Consider the following 15,289-nt stretch of genomic DNA (forward strand, 5'->3'; position numbering starts at 1 on the left):
CGCAACGGAACGTGACGGGAGGGTTTGTTGCGCTTTGACACCGTTGACGGGCAGGTGGCGCGTCCGCCGGATGCGCCACCTGCCCGCGGCCGTCAACTACTGCTGGCTGCCAGCAGGCACAGGCTGTGGCCGGGCAGTTCCCATTGCCCCTCGTCATCCTGGTGCAGTGGCAGCTCCGGTGTCTGCAGCAGCACCTTGCGGAAATCCATGCCTTCCAGGGCGACCCGATACACCTGCGGCGAGCCGCCGGTGTTGATCAGCAGCGCCAGGCTGACGTTGCGGCCGGACGCGTGCGCCGAGGCCGGACTGCGGCCGTCCAGCACGATGGTCAACGCCCTGCGCTCGCCGTCGTGCCAGTCGGCCTCCTGCATGCGGCGGCCTTCCGGCGTCAGCCAATGGATGTCGCCGCTCTGCTGCCCGGCGTCGCGCAGGAACCGGTTGCGCCGGAGCAGTCCATAGCGGCGGCGCAGCAGCAACAGGCGCCGCACGAACGCGGCCTGCGCCTGCGCAGCCGGCTGCTCGGCGCGCTCCCAGTCGATCCAGGCCAGCTCGTTGTCCTGGCAGTACACGTTGTTGTTGCCGTGCTGGGTGTGGCCGAACTCATCGCCCGCCAACAGCATCGGGGTGCCCTGCGAGAGCAGCAGCGTGGCGAGCAGGTTGCGCATCTGCTGCGCGCGCAGGGCCAGGATCGAGGGGTCGTCGGTCTCGCCTTCCACGCCATGGTTGCTGGACAGGTTGTGGCCGTGCCCGTCGCGTCCGTCTTCTCCGTTGGCCAGGTTGTGCTTGTGCTGGTAGCTCACCAGGTCGTGCAACGTGAATCCATCATGGGCCGTGATGAAGTTGATGCTCGCCGAGGGGCGGCGCCCATGATGGTCGAACAGGTCGGCCGACCCGGTGAAGCGTGCGGCGAAACCGGGAAGCTGGCCGCCGTCACCCCGCCACAACGCGCGGCTGGTGTCGCGGAAACGATCGTTCCACTCGGCCCAGCCTGGCGCGAACGCACCCAGCTGGTAACCGCCCGGGCCGATGTCCCACGGCTCGGCGATCAGCTTGACCTGGCTCAGCACGGGATCCTGGCGCACCGCGTCGAGGAAACTGCAGGACGGATCAAAGCCATGCTTCTCGCGCCCGAGGATCGTGGCCAGGTCGAAGCGGAATCCGTCCACGCGCATTTCGGTCACCCAGTAGCGCAGCGAATCCATCACCATGCGCAGCGCACCGGCATTGGTGAGATCAAACGTATTGCCGGTGCCGGTATCGTTGATGTAATACCGCCGGTCATCACCCAGCCGGTAATAGCTGGTGTTGTCGATGCCCTTGAACGAGAGCGTCGGGCCCAGCTCGTTGCCTTCGGCGGTGTGGTTGTAGACCACGTCCAGGATCACCTCCAGCCCGGCATGGTGCATGCGTGCCACCATCTGCTTGAACTCCGCCACCGTGCCCTGCGACAGGTAACGCGGATGCGGTGCGAAGAAACCGATCGAGTTGTAGCCCCAGTAGTTGCGCAGGCCCTGCTCCAGCAGGTACTGGTCATCGATGAAGGCATGCACCGGCAGCAGTTCCACTGCAGTCACGCCCAGATGCGTGAGGTGATCGACCAGCGCATCGTGGCGCAGCGCCGAGAACGTGCCCCGCTCGTCCTGCGGCACCGACGGGTGGCGCATGGTGAGTCCGCGCACGTGTGCTTCGTAGATCACCGTGCGGTCCCAGGGGGTGGCGGGCGCGCGTTCATTGCCCCAGCTGAAAGCGGGGTCCACCACCGCGCAGCGCGGCATGTAGGCGGCGCTGTCACGCCGGTCGAAACTCAGGTCGCGGTCGCGGTGGCCGATGGTGTAACCGAACAGGTGGGGAGCCCACTTGAGCTCGCCGACGATCTGCTTGGCATACGGGTCGAGCAGCAGCTTGTTCGGGTTGAAACGATGGCCCGCGTCCGGCGCGTAGGGCCCGTGCACCCGGTAGCCATAGCGCTGGCCAGGACGGGCATCGGGCAGGTAGCCGTGCCAGATTTCGTCGGTGTACTCGGGCAACGCGATGCGTTCCTTCTCACGCCCGCGGGCATCGAACAGGCACAGTTCCACCTTGGTGGCATGCCGCGAGTACAGTGCGAAATTGACGCCCAGTCCGTCCCAGCTTGCACCCAACGGATACGGCAGGCCCTCGCGCACGCGCGAGGTCTGGGTCCATTTACGAAGCGCCAACGGCTGCCTCCTCCGGTCGCTTGCCATGGGCGGCTTCGATATCGGCCAGCACCAGGCGCTCGGCCATCTGCCAGTGGCGTAGCTGTTGCCCGTCCGGGCGCCCTTCGGCCTCCCATATCTGGTGGGCCAGCGCGGCCGTACGCCGTTTGCGTTCCTCAGCGTCCATCATCTTCTCCGTTGTCCAATACCCATATCGCCAGCGGCGCCCCGTCCAGCAGCGCATCTGCCTCGATGTCATCCCCGCCCTCGCAGCGGCGCGCGTCCAGCAGGCTGCGCCAGTGGCCCACTGGAAGGCCGACGCGACCGCGCTCGCTATCCTCCTGGCGCAGCAGCGTGCCCGGCGCCAGCGGCGTCTCCAGCCGGGCCGTCGTGTCGAGCACCAGCAGCAGCTGGTCGTCACCGAGCTGGCGCGACAGTACCCACGCGCCGGCGGTGGCAGACAGCAGCGTCAGCGAGCCATCGATGAACAAGGACGGCACCGCAGCGCGATGACGGAGCAGAGCCGCCAGCAGCAGCGCCTTGGCACTGCCTCCACTCCAGTGCTCCTGCAGCGCCTGCCGCCAGTCCGGCGGCGAGCCGAGCCATGCGCGCCGCTGCAGGTAGTCGACCTCTCGTCGGTTGTCCGGATCCACCAGGCTGGTATCCCAGCCTTCGTTGCCCTGGTACAGATCGGGCACCCCGGGGCAGCACAGCTGCAACGCCAGCTGGACCAGCCCCAGCCGCGCGGCGTGCGGTGTGATGGCGTGCACGAACGCGTCAAGTGCCGAGCGCAACGGCGCCGCCTGGGGGCTGCTGCCCAGCCATGCCAGCCAGTCCGATGCGCCCTGCTCGAGCGCGCGGTCCGGATCGCTCCAGCTGCTCACCTGCTTGCCTTCGCGCAGGGCCTTCTGCAACCAGCCGTCGACGCGGCCGATGAAGCCGGCATCCACCCGCTCGGCCTGCAGCGGCCAGCTTGCCAGCAGCGTCTGCCACAGCATCAGGGTCTCTGCGCCCGGCAGCGGACAGGGGCGACCGACCTGCATGGCGAGCTCGTTCCAGTGCGCCAACTGGGCTGACCAGTGCGCCAGGTTGCAACTCACCGTGGCCAGACGACAACGCGCGTCCGGACCGCGCTTGTGGTCGTGCGTGGCCACTGCCAGCAACGCGCGCGGCCACTGCTGCGCGCGTTGCCGTGCCCGCAGCAGGAACTCCTCCAGCGGCAGATGCAGCCTGCCTGGATCACTGCCGACCTCGTTGCGCGACAGCAGCCGCCCGTAGCGATAGAACGCGGTGTCTTCGACCGCCTTGGCATTCAGCGGTGCGGTCAGCTGTTCGAACCGGGTCAGCACGGCGGGAATCCCGTGCAACCAGACACACAGCTGCTCGAGCGCGGCGCGGTCACCTTCCCCCAGCTGGGCGGCGGCGGCGTCGGCGGCACGCGCCAGCCACGTCTGGTCGGCTGCCGAGCGCAGCCCATGCGTGCGGTAGACCGGAAAATGCTGCAACAGCGCCCGCAGGGCCCGTTCCAGCATGCCGCCGGTGATGTCGGCCGCTGCGGGATTGGCCAGCCGCTGGGCATCAAGCCGCCGCAGCAGCCGGTCGAAGTCGCAGCGCAGCGAACCCTGCAGCATCTGCAGGCGCGCCTGCTGCTGATGCTGGTCGAAGCTGCGGGCGTCGCCGCTGGCTGAGTGCCAGAGCGCGTGCAGGGCAGGTCCGGCTTCGCTGTCGTGCAGCAGCGCCCCGACCTGGTCCATGAAGTCGTAGCCGGTGGTTCCGTCGCAGGCCCAGTCGGCGGGTAGCGCCTCGTCATCGGCCAGGATCTTCTCCACGTGCAGGGTGATCGCCTCGGCGGGGCGACCTGAGGCGGTGGCAGCCTGATCCAGGCCGCTGCGCAGCCGACCCAGATACCCCTGCGGATCAGCCAACCCATCCACATGGTCCACACGCAGGCCATCGACATGGCCCTCGGCGACAAGACGCAGCGGCAATGCGTGGACGGCGTCGAAGACCTCCGGCAGCTCCATCCGCAGCGCGAACAGGCCGTCGATGTCGAAGAAACGCCGATAGTTGGTATGGTCGGCGCCGGTACGCCACCAGCCCAGGCGATACGCCTGCCGCTGCAGCACATCCTGCATGCGTTGCGGGCTGCGCCGGCAACGCGCGATCCACGCAGGCCAGCTGTCGGCCTGCGCCGGATAGCTCAGCGGCGACAGCGGCAGTTCCAGATCGTGGTGGCGCAGGCAGGGCCCTTCTCCCCCGATGTCCAGATGCAGCGCGCCGTCCGCCAGGGCGGCAGCCAACGGCCTGTCCAGCACGGCCAGCCACAGCCTGCCGTCGCATTCCGGGGCGTCCCAATCGATGTCGAACCAACCTGCGTGTGCGCTGCGCCGGCCATTGCGCAGCACATCGTTCCACCACGGATTGGCAGGATGCACCGCCATGTGGTTGGGCACGATGTCCAGCAGGATACCCATCCCATGCTGGCGGGCGGCATCGGACAGTCGGAGGAAGCCTTGCTCACCGCCCAGCTCCAGGCTGATGCGGGTGGGGTCGACGTTGTCATAGCCGTGCGTCGAACCCGGCACGGCGCTGGCAATCGGGGACAGGTAAAGGTGGCTGATGCCGAGCCGGGCGAAGTAGTCGACCTGGGCAGCCGCCGCATCGAAATCGAAGCCGGCGTGCAGTTGCAGGCGAACGGTGGCGCGCAGCGTCGTCATGCAGCGGCTCCCTGCCTGCGCTGCGCAGCGAAGGCCGCCAGCCGTCCTTCGATCGCCGCGGCATCACCGGGCGGCGCCATCCGACGGCACCAGTTGGGATGTGCTTGCACGGTGCCCGGCAGGTTCGGCTGTTCGATGCTTGCCGTGGCATCTTCCAGCGGCAGCAGGGCCAGTACGGACGGTGCGCGCGCGGTGAGTGCCAGCGCATCGCGCTGCAGGTCTCCGCTGTCCACGCCTTCGGCCTGCACCAGTGCAGCCAGCTGCTGGACCTCGGCCTGGCGTTGTAGCGCTTGCGCCTGGTCGGCGTCGTCGTCGTTCCAGCCCAGCTGTCTGCGCCACTGCAGGTCGCGGCCCTGCAGCCAGCCTGCCACCGGCGGCAGATCATGGGTGGAGGACATCGCCACGGCCGATTTCCGCCACTGCGCGGTGGGCAGGAAGCCCTGCTCATCGCGGTTGAAGGCGAGCACTTCCATGCCCAGCACGCCGCGCGCGGCGAGCGCATCACGGATGCCCGGTGGTACCACACCCAGGTCTTCGCCGATCACCACGCAGTGGTTGCGCCAGGACTCAAGCACCAGCAGGTTGAGCAGGTCATCGAAGGGGTAGCGCAGATAGATGCCCTGCCCGGCACCCGCGCCGCGCGGCAGCACCCACAACCGCAGCAGGCCCAGGATGTGGTCGATGCGGACGCCCCCGCGTTGGGCCATTACCGCACGCAGCAGGGTGATGAATGGCGCGTAGCCCTGGGCGCGCAGCGCGCCCGGTGCATAGCCGGTGATCCCCCAGGCCTGGCCATGCGGATTGAAGGCATCCGGTGGCGCGCCGAGTTCCAGGCCTTGCAGCACGGCATCTGCGTTGTCCTGCGCCTCGACACCGGCCGGATCGAATCCCACCGCAAGGTCGGCGATCAGGCCGATCGCCATGCCGTCCTGGCGCGCGTCGTGCTGCAACTGCCGCCAGCTGGCCTGCGCCAGCCACTGGCCAAACGCCTGCAGAGACGCCGGGCTGCGCGACAACGCCGCGGTCTGGGCAGCCCATGAGGCCAACGGCGCACCCCCAGCTGCCAGTTCGGATTCGATCTGGCGCCACCGTTCGGGACGATGGGTCTGCAGCCAGGCCGGCAACCTGCCGATCCACTGCCACTTGGCAGCGGCCGCGTCAGCCCAGCGGATTTGCCCATCGGCTTCGTGCGCGGCCAGCCGCGCATCCAGTTCCGCATCCGCTGCGCGTACCGCCGCGGCGGCTTCGGGAAGCTGTTGGAGAGGGGCGCCGTGCAGCGGTTCAAGCCAGCGCCGGTCGCTTGGCGAATACGGGCTGAAGCCGCTGCCGATCGGCATGCTGGCGTGGATCGGCGAAAGCGCGATCGCCGTGGCGCCGTGCGCGCGCAGTCGCGGAATCCATCCCGCGATGCCACCGCTGTCACCGATCCCGCCGTCCCCGGTTCCGGGCACGCTGTAGACCTGTGCGGCGACACCCCAGTGACGGCAACCGGTGCCTGGTGCGGGAAACCAGCTGCGCTGCGGTGCTACTGCCACAGCCTGCAGGCGCGTGCCCTGCGCCCAGTGCCAATAGCCAGGCGTCGGGGGCGCCTGCCACTGCCCTGCCCCTGTCTGCCGCGCCGGTTGCGCTGTGCCGTCTTCTGCAATCCAGTGGGCGTCGCCGCTGCCCGCCCCGGGCACCGACAGGGTCTGTCCGACCACGCAGGTCAGCAGGGGCGGGGCGGCGCCTGCGGCACGGGCACTGTCTGCCAGCGACCTCAGCACCGCGTCGACCACGTCCGGTGCGACCTCCCGCTCGACGCCCGCCACGTCGGTCCAACGGACCTGCAGGCCGGCCTCTGCCGCGCGTAGCAGCAGCGCGTCCTCGCTGCTCATCGCGGTACCCAATGCACGCACACGCTGCCTGCGGCGATCTGCCCGGGCGCTGCGTCCTGTTGTTGCCACACCAGCGTCCCGTCGGGAAGTTCGTGCCCCAGCGCCGCGTCGCCGACGTTCAGCGCGATCCACCATTGGCCATCGGGGAGCTGCCAGCCCGCCTGTACGGCAGCGGGTCCCAGCACGCGGGCGCCCAGCGGGCGCGCATGCGCAAGCCCGGGCTGCAGATAGCGGCGGCGCAATGACAGCAGCGTGGTGAACACGGCAAGATGAGCAGCGGCCTGCGCATCGTCGGCCGCCGGCAGCGCGACCCGCGACGCCTCGAAGGTGGAGCGTGCATTGGGGTCGGGAATCCGCTGCCGCTGGGCCGCGTCGGCGAATGCCGCGAACCCGGCGAACTCGCGCCGCCGGCCTTCGCGCACCGCTTCGTCCAGCGGCGGCAGGTAATCGGTGAAGAACAGGAACGGTTGCCTGGCCTGCCACGGTTCACCCATGAACAGCAGCGGCACCATCGGTACCAGCAGGACCAGCGCCAGCGCGGCACGTGCGTGATGGTCAGGCACCAGCGAAACCAGTCGCTCGCCCAGCGCCCGGTTACCTATCTGGTCATGATTCTGGGCGAATATCACAAAATGCTGGGGGGCCACGTCAGCGCTCGGCTCGCCGCGAAGCTCGCCCTTGTGGTTGCGCTCGCCCTGCCAGGCGAAGCCTTCCGAAAGCGCCCGCGCAAGCAACTGCGGGGCGCGCCCGGCATAGTCCGCGTAGTAGCCTTCCGACTCACCGGTGAGCATCACATGCAGTGCGTTGTGCAGGTCGTCATTCCACTGCCCCTGGTACCCCTGGCGCAGCCAGGAGGCCTGGTTGCGTTCGTTTTCAAGTACCAGGTGCACGTGCGGCCGGTCGGCGCAGCCGGCGCGGATGGCCTGCAGCAGCTCGCCGAGGAACGCGTTCGGGGTGATCGCCTGCACCGCATCCAGCCGCAGGCCGTCAAAGCGATATTCCTGCAGCCACATCAGCGCGTTGTCGACGAAAAAGCGCTTGACCTGGAGCTGGTTGAAGTCGATGGCTTCGCCCCAGGGCGTCGGCGCCTGGTCGTTGAAGAACGCCGATGCGTAGCTGGCCAGCAGGTTGCCCTGCGGACCGAAATGGTTGTAGACCACGTCCAGCAGCACCGCCATCCCGTGCGCGTGGGCGGCGTCGACCAACCCCTTCAGCTCATCCGGATGCCCATACGCTTCGGCCGGTGCGTAGGGGAACACACCGTCATAGCCCCAGTTGCGTCGGCCGGGGAACTGCGCCACCGGCATCAGCTCCAACGCGGTGATGCCCATCGCTGCCAGCGCAGGCAGCTGTGCCTTCACGCCGGCAATGCCCCCGCTGCACCCCAGGTGTACCTCATAGATGACCAGTTCCTGCCACGGCCGGCCTTCCCAGCGCGCCTGCCACACATGGCCATCATCGGGCAGCAGCGCGCTGGCGCCTTCCACGCCGTGCGGCTGCCAGCGCGAGGCAGGATCAGGCACCTGCGCCTGGCCGTCGATCAGGAACCGGTAGGGCGTCCCGCTGCTGCCGTTGGCCTCCACGCGGAAGCAACCGTCCTCGCCCGGCGACATCGCGCGTACTTCGCCATCCAGCACCAGCGCCACCTCACGTGCGTCGGGCGCCCACAGGCAGAAGCGGTAACGGCCGTCGCCAAGGGGCCAAGCACCCAGTCGCTCCCTTACCGCTGTCGTCATGCATCCACCTGCAGGTAGAGCGTGGCCAGCGGCGGCAGGGTCAGCTGCAGCGAATGCGGCTGACCGTGCATCGCCTGCGGCTCGGTTGCCAGCGCGCCGCCGTTGCCGACGTTGCTGCCGGCGTAGAACATGCTGTCGCTGTTGAGGATCTCCCGCCATCGCCCCGCGCGCGGAACGCCGACGCGGTAGCCATGGCGGGGCAGCGGAGTCAGGTTGCTGACCACCAGCAAAGGCGGTGTCAGGCCGTGGGGATCGTGGCGCACGAAGGCGAACACGCTGTTGGCATGGTCATCGCCGATGCTCCATTCAAAGGTGCGCTCATCCTGCTCGTCACGGTGCAGCGCCGGATGCCGGCGCAGCACCTGGTTCAGGTCACCCACCAACCGCGCAAGGCCCTGGTTGAGCGGGCGTGCGGCCTGCTCCCAGTCGAGCGCTTCGCCGTGGTTCCACTCGTGGCTCTGTCCGAACTCGCCGCCCATGAACAGCAGTTTGCTGCCCGGGTGCGCCCACATCAGCGCGTAATAGGCGCGCAGGTTGGCGAAGCGCTGCCAGTCATCGCCCGGCATCCGCGCCAGCAGCGCCCCTTTACCGTGCACCACCTCATCGTGGGACAGCGGCAGCACGTAGCGTTCAGAGAACGCATACACCAGGCCGAAGGTCATCTCGCTGTGGTGATGCTGGCGGTGCACGGGATCATGCTGCATGTAACGCAGCGAATCGTGCATCCAGCCCATGTTCCATTTATGGGTGAACCCCAGGCCGCCCTGCTCCACCGGGGCGGTGACGCCGGGCCAGGCGGTGGACTCTTCGGCGATCACCATCACCTGCGGGAAACGCTCGCGCAGCGTGGCGTTCATCTGTTTCAGGAAGGCCACCGCCTGCAGGTTCTCACGCCCGCCGTGCTCGTTGGGCACCCACTCGCCGTCGTTGCGGCTGTAATCGCGATACAGCATCGAAGCCACCGCATCCACGCGCAGGCCGTCGATGTGGAAACGCTCGATCCATTCAAGCGCGCTGCCGATCAGGTAGGCCGCTACTTCGTTGCGACCGTAGTTGTAGATCAGGGTGTGCCAGTCCTGGTGGAAGCCTTCCCGCGGGTCGGCGTGCTCATACAGCGCGGTGCCGTCGAAGCGTTCCAGGCCGTGCGCGTCGTTGGGGAAATGCGCGCTCACCCAATCTACGATGACGCCGATTCCTGCCAGGTGGCAGCGTTCCACGAAGCGCGCGAAATCATCCGGCGTGCCGTGGCGCGCGGTCGGCGCGTAGATGCCCAGCGGCTGGTAGCCCCACGAACCGCCGAAGGGATGTTCGCTCACGGGCAACAGTTCGATGTGGGTGAAGCCAAGTGCCTGGACGTGCGGAATCAGCCGGTCGCCCAGCGCGTTCCAGTCCAGCTCGTGACCTTCTCCGTCGCGCTGCCAGGAACCGGCGTGCACCTCATAGATCGACAACGGCGCGTCCGAACAAGCGCTGCGTTGCTGCATCCACTGGCTGTCCTGCCACTCGCGCTGTGCCGCGGGGGCAACCCGCGAGGCGGTGGCCGGGGGCAGCTCGGCCCAGCGCGCCATGGGGTCGGCCTTGTCGGCGAGCACCACGCCATCTGCCCCGGTAATGCGGAACTTGTAGCGCGCACCGGCGGCGATGGCGGGCAGGAACAGTTCCCAGACGCCCGCATCGTGACGCAGGCGCATGGGATGTCGACGGCCATCCCAGCTGTTGAACTCCCCCACCACGGCGACCCGCCGCGCGTTAGGCGCCCAGACCGCGAACCGCACCCCGTCGACGCCGTCGACCTGCATCGGAACCGCTCCCAGCGCGCGCATGGCTTCGCCATCCCCCGCGCGCACGCCATCCAGTACGTCATCGGGCAGCACGGGCCAGAAGCCGTAAGGATCGTCCAGCCGCTGCTCGCCGTCGGGCCAGGTGATGCGCAGGCTGGCCCGGCCAGGGCCGGCGACGGCAAGCTGGAACAGGCCATCGCACGTTGCGGCCGCCGCCATGGCCCGCTCTGTGGGCTCGCCGGGCAACCGGGCATGGACGGCCAGCGCACCGGGCAGCAGCGTCCTCAGCAGGTATCCGCCGTTGCCGTCGCCGTGCACGCCCAGCCAGGCGAAGGGATCGGCCGGTTCACCCCGCGACAGCGCCTGCAGCGCGGCCGGAAGCGTTTCTGTCACCGTCGCTTGGACAGGTTCCTGTGCGATGGCGGACTCCTGCACGCGCTCACCCTCCATCATGCAGCCACCCGCGCCTGCCGATACAGGTCAAGGTACTGCCGCCCGGCGATATCCCAGCCACTGGGCCGCAGCATCGCCGCACGCTGCATCGAACGCAGCAGGCTGGGCATGCGGAAGGTGCGCAATGCACGCTCAACGCAGCGGCGCATGACGTTGGCAGTGGGCTCGTGGAACAGGAACCCGGTCACCCCGTCGTCCACGGTGTCCACCAGTCCGCCGGTAGCGTGGGCGATGGGCAGGCAGCCAAAACGCTGCGCATACATCTGGCTGAGCCCACATGGCTCGAAGCGCGAGGGCATCAGCAGGAAATCCGCACCGGCGAACATCTGGCGCGCCAGCTGTTCGTCAAAACCGATCCAGGCGCCGACCTGCCCCGGGAAGCGCCGCGCAAGAGCGCGCACCTGCTCTTCAACCTGCGGCTCGCCGCCGCCGATGACCACCAGCTGGCCACCGGCGGCGATGATCTGCGGCGCGACGTCGCAGGTGATGTCCAGCCCCTTCTGGTGCACCAGCCGGCTGACCACCGCGAACAACGGACCGTCACTGTCGCGCAGGCCGAACGCCTGCCGCACGCTCGCCGCATTGGCGGCGCGACCGGCACACTGCTGCACGCTGAAGTGCGCGCTCAGGTGCGCATCCGAACGCGGATCCCAGCTTGCATCGATGCCGTTGACGATGCCGCTCAGGTGCCCGCGCGCGGCGCGCCGCGCCAAAAGCGCATCCAGCCCGCAGCCATCGGCCGGCGCGGTGATCTGCTCGGCGTAGTGCAGGCTCACCGTGTTCAAGCGCGTGGCATTGACGATGCCGGCCTGCAGGAAGGACATGTGTCCGAAGAAATGCATTTCCTCCAGGTGTTCGGCCGGGATGCCCAGCGCCTCTGCAAGCGCGTACGGGAACAGACCCTGGTAAGCCAGGTTGTGGATGGTCAACAACGTGGCCACCTCCGTGCCGTCCCAGCGCACGTAGGCAGCGGCCAGCGCGGTGGGCCAGTCGTTCAGGTGCAGCAGCCCCGGGGCCCAGTCCATGCCGGTGCGGCCAGCGGCGATTTCCGCCGCTGCATGTGAAAGCGTCGCGAAACGGATCGCGTTGTCTTTCCATTCCTTGCCTGCGGCGTCAACGTAGGGAGACCCTTCGCGGTCGAACAATGGGCCGTTCAACAGGACATAGATCGGCAGCCCGTCGGTCTGCAGTGCACGCCCGATGCGGCAGGCAGGCAGGTGACCCCGCGGCGCCACGCTGCCGACCACTTCGATCGAACGCAGGCGTGAAAGGACTTCCGGATAGCCGGGAATCAGCACCCTGACATCACAGGCGCTGCGCAATGCGCGCGGCAACGAGGCGGCGACATCACCCAGGCCGCCGGCCTTGATGAAGTCCGCCATCTCCGACACCACGAAAAGCACCGGCTCGCCGCGGTCTACCGAGGCCAGGGTGGGAACGAACCGACCGCGCACATCGCGCCGGCGCAGGCGCTGGCTCGCCTTGCGCGCGACAGGTGACGGCGACGGACGACTGAATGGGGCAATGGTGTTCATCAGGTAGCTCGAAGGGCGTGCAGAATGGCGTGCCCAGCCGCCAGGAGGCAGCGGGGCATAAAGGGAAAGTCGGCGCGGGCGTGGGGGACGCTGGCGAAGCTCTTGCAGTGAATCTAAACCTGCGATCAATCAAACCTTCGTGAAATCGCTGCGTTGTCTTTGTGACATCGCGTGATGTGTGACGAACATCGCCGCATGAGCTGAGCGTATGAACCGCTTCAGCGGCCAGTACCGCCACGTGCCGCGTGCCGACAGCGCCGCAGTGCGCAGCAATGCAGCCGCGCATGGATTGGCTGAAGATTTCAGATTCGCGCGTCGTGGGCACCGCGCTGCAGTCCATGTGCGCGCCGATTTCCGCGAACCGCGCGACCCCGCGCGCTACGAGGCTGGCGGCTCAGCGTGACGGCATTGAACGCGTTCGTCGGGTACTGCCGCACGGCCGTCAAGCAGATGCAGTACCTGCTCGCCGAACACGGCCACATCCTCTGGATCATGGCTTATCAGCAACAGCGGCATGCCGGCCTGGTCGAGCACGGCCTGCAGCTCGATACGCAGGTGCGCACGCAGATCGTGGTCCAATGCAGCGAAGGGTTCATCCAGCAACAGCGCACGCGGACGCGTCACCAACGCCCTGGCAAGTGCGACGCGCTGCCGCTGTCCGCCTGAAACCTGCGAGGGCAGCAGCTCACCCAAGCGGTCGATGCGCAGCACGCGCAGCCAGTGCTCGACCTCGGCGTGGCGACTGCCACGCCGTGCGTTCCACCATCCGCGCTGCACGCCGAAGGCCACGTTCTGCCGCACGGTGAGATGCGGGAACAGCGCGTAATCCTGGAACACGTAACCCAGCCGGCGAGCGCGTGCGGGCACGCAGATCCCGGCATCAGAATCGAACAGCACCTGGCCGTCGAGCACGATGCGACCGGCATCGGGGGTGAGCAACCCGGCGATTGCTTTCAGGGTAAGGCTCTTGCCTGCCCCGGAGGGACCGAACAGCACCACGCGACGCTGCGTGCACTGCAGGTGCACCTGCAGCCGGAAATGTTCACCCGAGGCATGCAGGTGGCGCTGGATATCCGCGTCAAGCCACATCGCGTACCTCCCTGCGCCGTCCGCCGACGAGCCGGGCCGCGACCAGCAGCACCACGATGCACACCGCCGAGGTCAGCAGCACCAGCGCATTGGCGCGTCCATCCTGGCCCGCCTGCACCGCTTCGTAGATGGCGATGGACAAGGTCTGGGTGCGCCCGGGAATGCTGCCCGCCACCATCAGCGTTGCACCGAATTCCCCCATCGCGCGGGCGAACGCCAGCAACAGGCCGGCCAGGATGCCGCGCCAGGCCAGCGGCAGCGTGATGCGGAAGAAAACCGCCGCTTCGCTGGCGCCCAGCGTGCGCCCCGCCTGCTCCAGTTGCCCGTCCACGCCTTCGAAGGCCGCACGGGCCGGCTTGAACACCAGCGGCAAGGAAGCCACCGCCGCCGCGATCACGGCCGCCTGCCAGGTGAATACCAGGTTGATGCCGAAGCTGGACTGCAGCCAGCCCCCGAGCGGACCATTGCGACCGATCAGCACCAGCAGGTAGTAGCCGAGCACGGTCGGCGGCAGCACCATCGGCAGGGTCAGCAGTGTGTCCAGCAGTTCGCGCCCGGGGATGCGGCGACGCGCCAGCAACCAGCCCAGCGCCACACCCAGCACGAGGTTGATCGCGGTGGCCCATCCGGCCACTTTCAGGGACAACCCGAGTGCGCTCCAGTCCAGGTCCATCGATCAGGGCGCGCTGAAGCCATGCCGGCGCAGGATCGCCTGGCCTGCCGCCGACTGCACGAAGGCGACGAAGCGCTGCGCTTCGCTCGCCCTGCCGCTGTGCGAGGCCACCGCCAGCGGATAGGTGATGCCGGCGCTGACCGGTACCTGGAACGCACGTTTGACACGGCCGGGCATCGCCTGCGCGTCGGTGGCATAGACGAAACCCGCGTCCACCTCGCCGCGCGCCACGTAATCCAAGGACTGGCGCACGTTCTGGGTGGTGATCGTCTTGCGCTGCACGGCCGTCCACAGTGCGGCGGACTGCAGCGCAGCGTGTGCATAACGGCCCACCGGCACGCTGTCCGGGTTCCCGATGGCTACCCGCGTGACCTCGGGTTGCGCAAGGGACTGCAACGAGGTCAGGGGCCGGCGGGTGTCCGGCGGCACGATCACCCACAGCGCGTTGCGCGCGAATACCCGGCGGGTGGCTGGGTCCACGTGGCCCCCCTTCACCGCCTGGTCCATGGTCGCTTCATCGGCCGAGGCCAGCACGTCCACCGGGGCACCGCGTGCGATCTGCTGCAGCAGCACGCCGGAGGCAGCGAAGTTCAGGTCGATCCGGGTGCCGGGATGGGCCTTCTGGTAGGCGGTTGCGATGTCGCGGAAGCTCTCGGTCAGGCTCGAGGCGGCTGACACGGTCAGTTCCGACGCACTTGCCACGGGCGCAGCGGCGAGCAGCAGGAAGGCGGCGATCCAGGATGTCATCTGGCAGGCCTCTTTCATGCTGCGGGGGGCGAGGAGGCGGGGCCGACATCATCGGCGGCGTGGCACAGCGAACAGCCTTCGCTCCAGACACTGTCGCCGTCCTGGTAGTGCTCCTGTTTCCAGATCGGACTGCGGTGCTTGACCGCTTCGATCAGCGCGCGGCAGGCCTTGAAGGCCTCGTCGCGGTGCGGTGTTCCGGCGGCCACCACCACGGCCGTATCGCCCACCGCCAGGCGGCCCTTGGCATGCGCCACGTAGAGTTTCACCCGCGGCCCGAACTGCCCGCGCACCTCGCCGACCAGCCTTTCGAACTCGGCCATCACCAGTGGATCGAACAGGTCATAGGTGATGCCCAGCACGGCGCGTCCCTGATTGAGGTCGCGCACCTTGCCGATGAACACATCGATGCCGCCGAAGCCGGGATCAGACACGAAGGCGATCGCCTCGGCCGCATCGATGGCCGCGCTGGCGCGGTCGACGATCAGCCACTGGTCCTGCTCTGCCATG

At 68.2% G+C, this 15,289-nt stretch carries 12 protein-coding genes; 1 reads left to right on the plus strand and 11 read right to left on the minus strand.

What is annotated here, in order from left to right; genetic code table 11:
* Positions 1-92: 92 nt before the first annotated feature.
* From glgX to glgA, 7 genes are read right to left on the minus strand one after another with little or no spacing between them, the layout of a single operon-like run.
* Positions 93-2,198 carry a glycogen debranching protein GlgX gene (glgX, locus tag IFT63_RS06500; RefSeq protein WP_192083589.1) on the minus strand — a complete coding sequence of 702 codons (2,106 nt, stop codon included), beginning with the start codon at positions 2,196-2,198 and terminating at the stop codon, positions 93-95.
* Positions 2,185-2,364: a DUF2934 domain-containing protein gene (locus tag IFT63_RS06505; protein WP_192083590.1), complete on the minus strand. Its 180-nt coding sequence runs from the start codon at positions 2,362-2,364 to the stop codon at positions 2,185-2,187. The genes glgX and IFT63_RS06505 overlap by 14 nt, the downstream gene beginning before the upstream one ends.
* A complete protein-coding gene (gene treY / locus IFT63_RS06510; RefSeq protein ID WP_192083591.1) occupies positions 2,354-4,894 on the minus strand; it encodes a malto-oligosyltrehalose synthase in 2,541 nt (846 codons plus the stop codon). Before treY ends, IFT63_RS06505 begins: the two co-directional genes overlap by 11 nt.
* Positions 4,891-6,768: a 4-alpha-glucanotransferase gene (malQ, locus tag IFT63_RS06515; RefSeq protein WP_192083592.1), complete on the minus strand. Its 1,878-nt coding sequence runs from the start codon at positions 6,766-6,768 to the stop codon at positions 4,891-4,893. The genes treY and malQ overlap by 4 nt, the downstream gene beginning before the upstream one ends.
* Positions 6,765-8,504 carry a malto-oligosyltrehalose trehalohydrolase gene (treZ, locus tag IFT63_RS06520; RefSeq protein WP_042613573.1) on the minus strand — a complete coding sequence of 580 codons (1,740 nt, stop codon included), beginning with the start codon at positions 8,502-8,504 and terminating at the stop codon, positions 6,765-6,767. Before treZ ends, malQ begins: the two co-directional genes overlap by 4 nt.
* Positions 8,501-10,738, minus strand: a complete 2,238-nt coding sequence (gene glgB / locus IFT63_RS06525) for a 1,4-alpha-glucan branching protein GlgB (protein ID WP_042613574.1) — start codon at positions 10,736-10,738, stop codon at positions 8,501-8,503. Before glgB ends, treZ begins: the two co-directional genes overlap by 4 nt.
* Complete coding sequence (glgA, locus tag IFT63_RS06530) at positions 10,735-12,273, minus strand: glycogen synthase GlgA (protein WP_080335122.1); 1,539 nt, start codon at positions 12,271-12,273, stop codon at positions 10,735-10,737. Before glgA ends, glgB begins: the two co-directional genes overlap by 4 nt.
* Before the next feature lie 208 nt (positions 12,274-12,481).
* Here glgA and IFT63_RS06535 point away from each other — a divergent pair, with 208 nt between their 5' ends.
* Positions 12,482-12,676: a hypothetical protein gene (locus tag IFT63_RS06535; RefSeq protein ID WP_192083593.1), complete on the plus strand. Its 195-nt coding sequence runs from the start codon at positions 12,482-12,484 to the stop codon at positions 12,674-12,676.
* Here IFT63_RS06535 and IFT63_RS06540 read toward each other — a convergent pair.
* The 4 genes from IFT63_RS06540 to IFT63_RS06555 are packed head-to-tail and all read right to left on the minus strand — an operon-like array spanning position 12,652 to position 15,288.
* Entirely contained in the window at positions 12,652-13,362 is a 711-nt protein-coding gene (locus IFT63_RS06540; protein ID WP_192083594.1) for an ATP-binding cassette domain-containing protein, read from the minus strand. The genes IFT63_RS06535 and IFT63_RS06540 overlap by 25 nt on opposite strands.
* Positions 13,352-14,035 (minus strand): molybdate ABC transporter permease subunit, encoded by a 684-nt coding sequence (modB, locus tag IFT63_RS06545; protein ID WP_042613576.1) that lies wholly within the window; start codon positions 14,033-14,035, stop codon positions 13,352-13,354. The genes IFT63_RS06540 and modB overlap by 11 nt, the downstream gene beginning before the upstream one ends.
* Before the next feature lie 3 nt (positions 14,036-14,038).
* Positions 14,039-14,782: a molybdate ABC transporter substrate-binding protein gene (modA, locus tag IFT63_RS06550; protein ID WP_042613577.1), complete on the minus strand. Its 744-nt coding sequence runs from the start codon at positions 14,780-14,782 to the stop codon at positions 14,039-14,041.
* Between the two features lie 14 nt (positions 14,783-14,796).
* Positions 14,797-15,288 (minus strand): molybdenum cofactor biosynthesis protein MoaE, encoded by a 492-nt coding sequence (locus IFT63_RS06555; RefSeq protein WP_042613578.1) that lies wholly within the window; start codon positions 15,286-15,288, stop codon positions 14,797-14,799.
* Between the last annotated feature and the right edge of the window lies 1 nt (position 15,289).

This window comes from Stenotrophomonas sp. CFBP 13724 (assembly GCF_014841975.1).
Lineage (GTDB): Bacteria > Pseudomonadota > Gammaproteobacteria > Xanthomonadales > Xanthomonadaceae > Stenotrophomonas > Stenotrophomonas lacuserhaii.

Excerpts from the sequence above, each read along its gene's own strand:
- modB (WP_042613576.1), bottom strand. The coding sequence starts at position 14,035 with ATGGACCTGGACTGGAGCGCACTCGGGTTGTCCCTGAAAGTGGCCGGA.
- malQ (WP_192083592.1), bottom strand. The coding sequence starts at position 6,768 with ATGAGCAGCGAGGACGCGCTGCTGCTACGCGCGGCAGAGGCCGGCCTG.
- glgA (WP_080335122.1), bottom strand. The coding sequence starts at position 12,273 with ATGAACACCATTGCCCCATTCAGTCGTCCGTCGCCGTCACCTGTCGCG.
- IFT63_RS06540 (WP_192083594.1), bottom strand. The coding sequence starts at position 13,362 with ATGTGGCTTGACGCGGATATCCAGCGCCACCTGCATGCCTCGGGTGAA.
- IFT63_RS06535 (WP_192083593.1), top strand. The coding sequence starts at position 12,482 with ATGAACCGCTTCAGCGGCCAGTACCGCCACGTGCCGCGTGCCGACAGC.
- glgB (WP_042613574.1), bottom strand. The coding sequence starts at position 10,738 with ATGATGGAGGGTGAGCGCGTGCAGGAGTCCGCCATCGCACAGGAACCT.
- IFT63_RS06555 (WP_042613578.1), bottom strand. The coding sequence starts at position 15,288 with ATGGCAGAGCAGGACCAGTGGCTGATCGTCGACCGCGCCAGCGCGGCC.
- IFT63_RS06505 (WP_192083590.1), bottom strand. The coding sequence starts at position 2,364 with ATGGACGCTGAGGAACGCAAACGGCGTACGGCCGCGCTGGCCCACCAG.
- treZ (WP_042613573.1), bottom strand. The coding sequence starts at position 8,504 with ATGACGACAGCGGTAAGGGAGCGACTGGGTGCTTGGCCCCTTGGCGAC.
- modA (WP_042613577.1), bottom strand. The coding sequence starts at position 14,782 with ATGACATCCTGGATCGCCGCCTTCCTGCTGCTCGCCGCTGCGCCCGTG.
- treY (WP_192083591.1), bottom strand. The coding sequence starts at position 4,894 with ATGACGACGCTGCGCGCCACCGTTCGCCTGCAACTGCACGCCGGCTTC.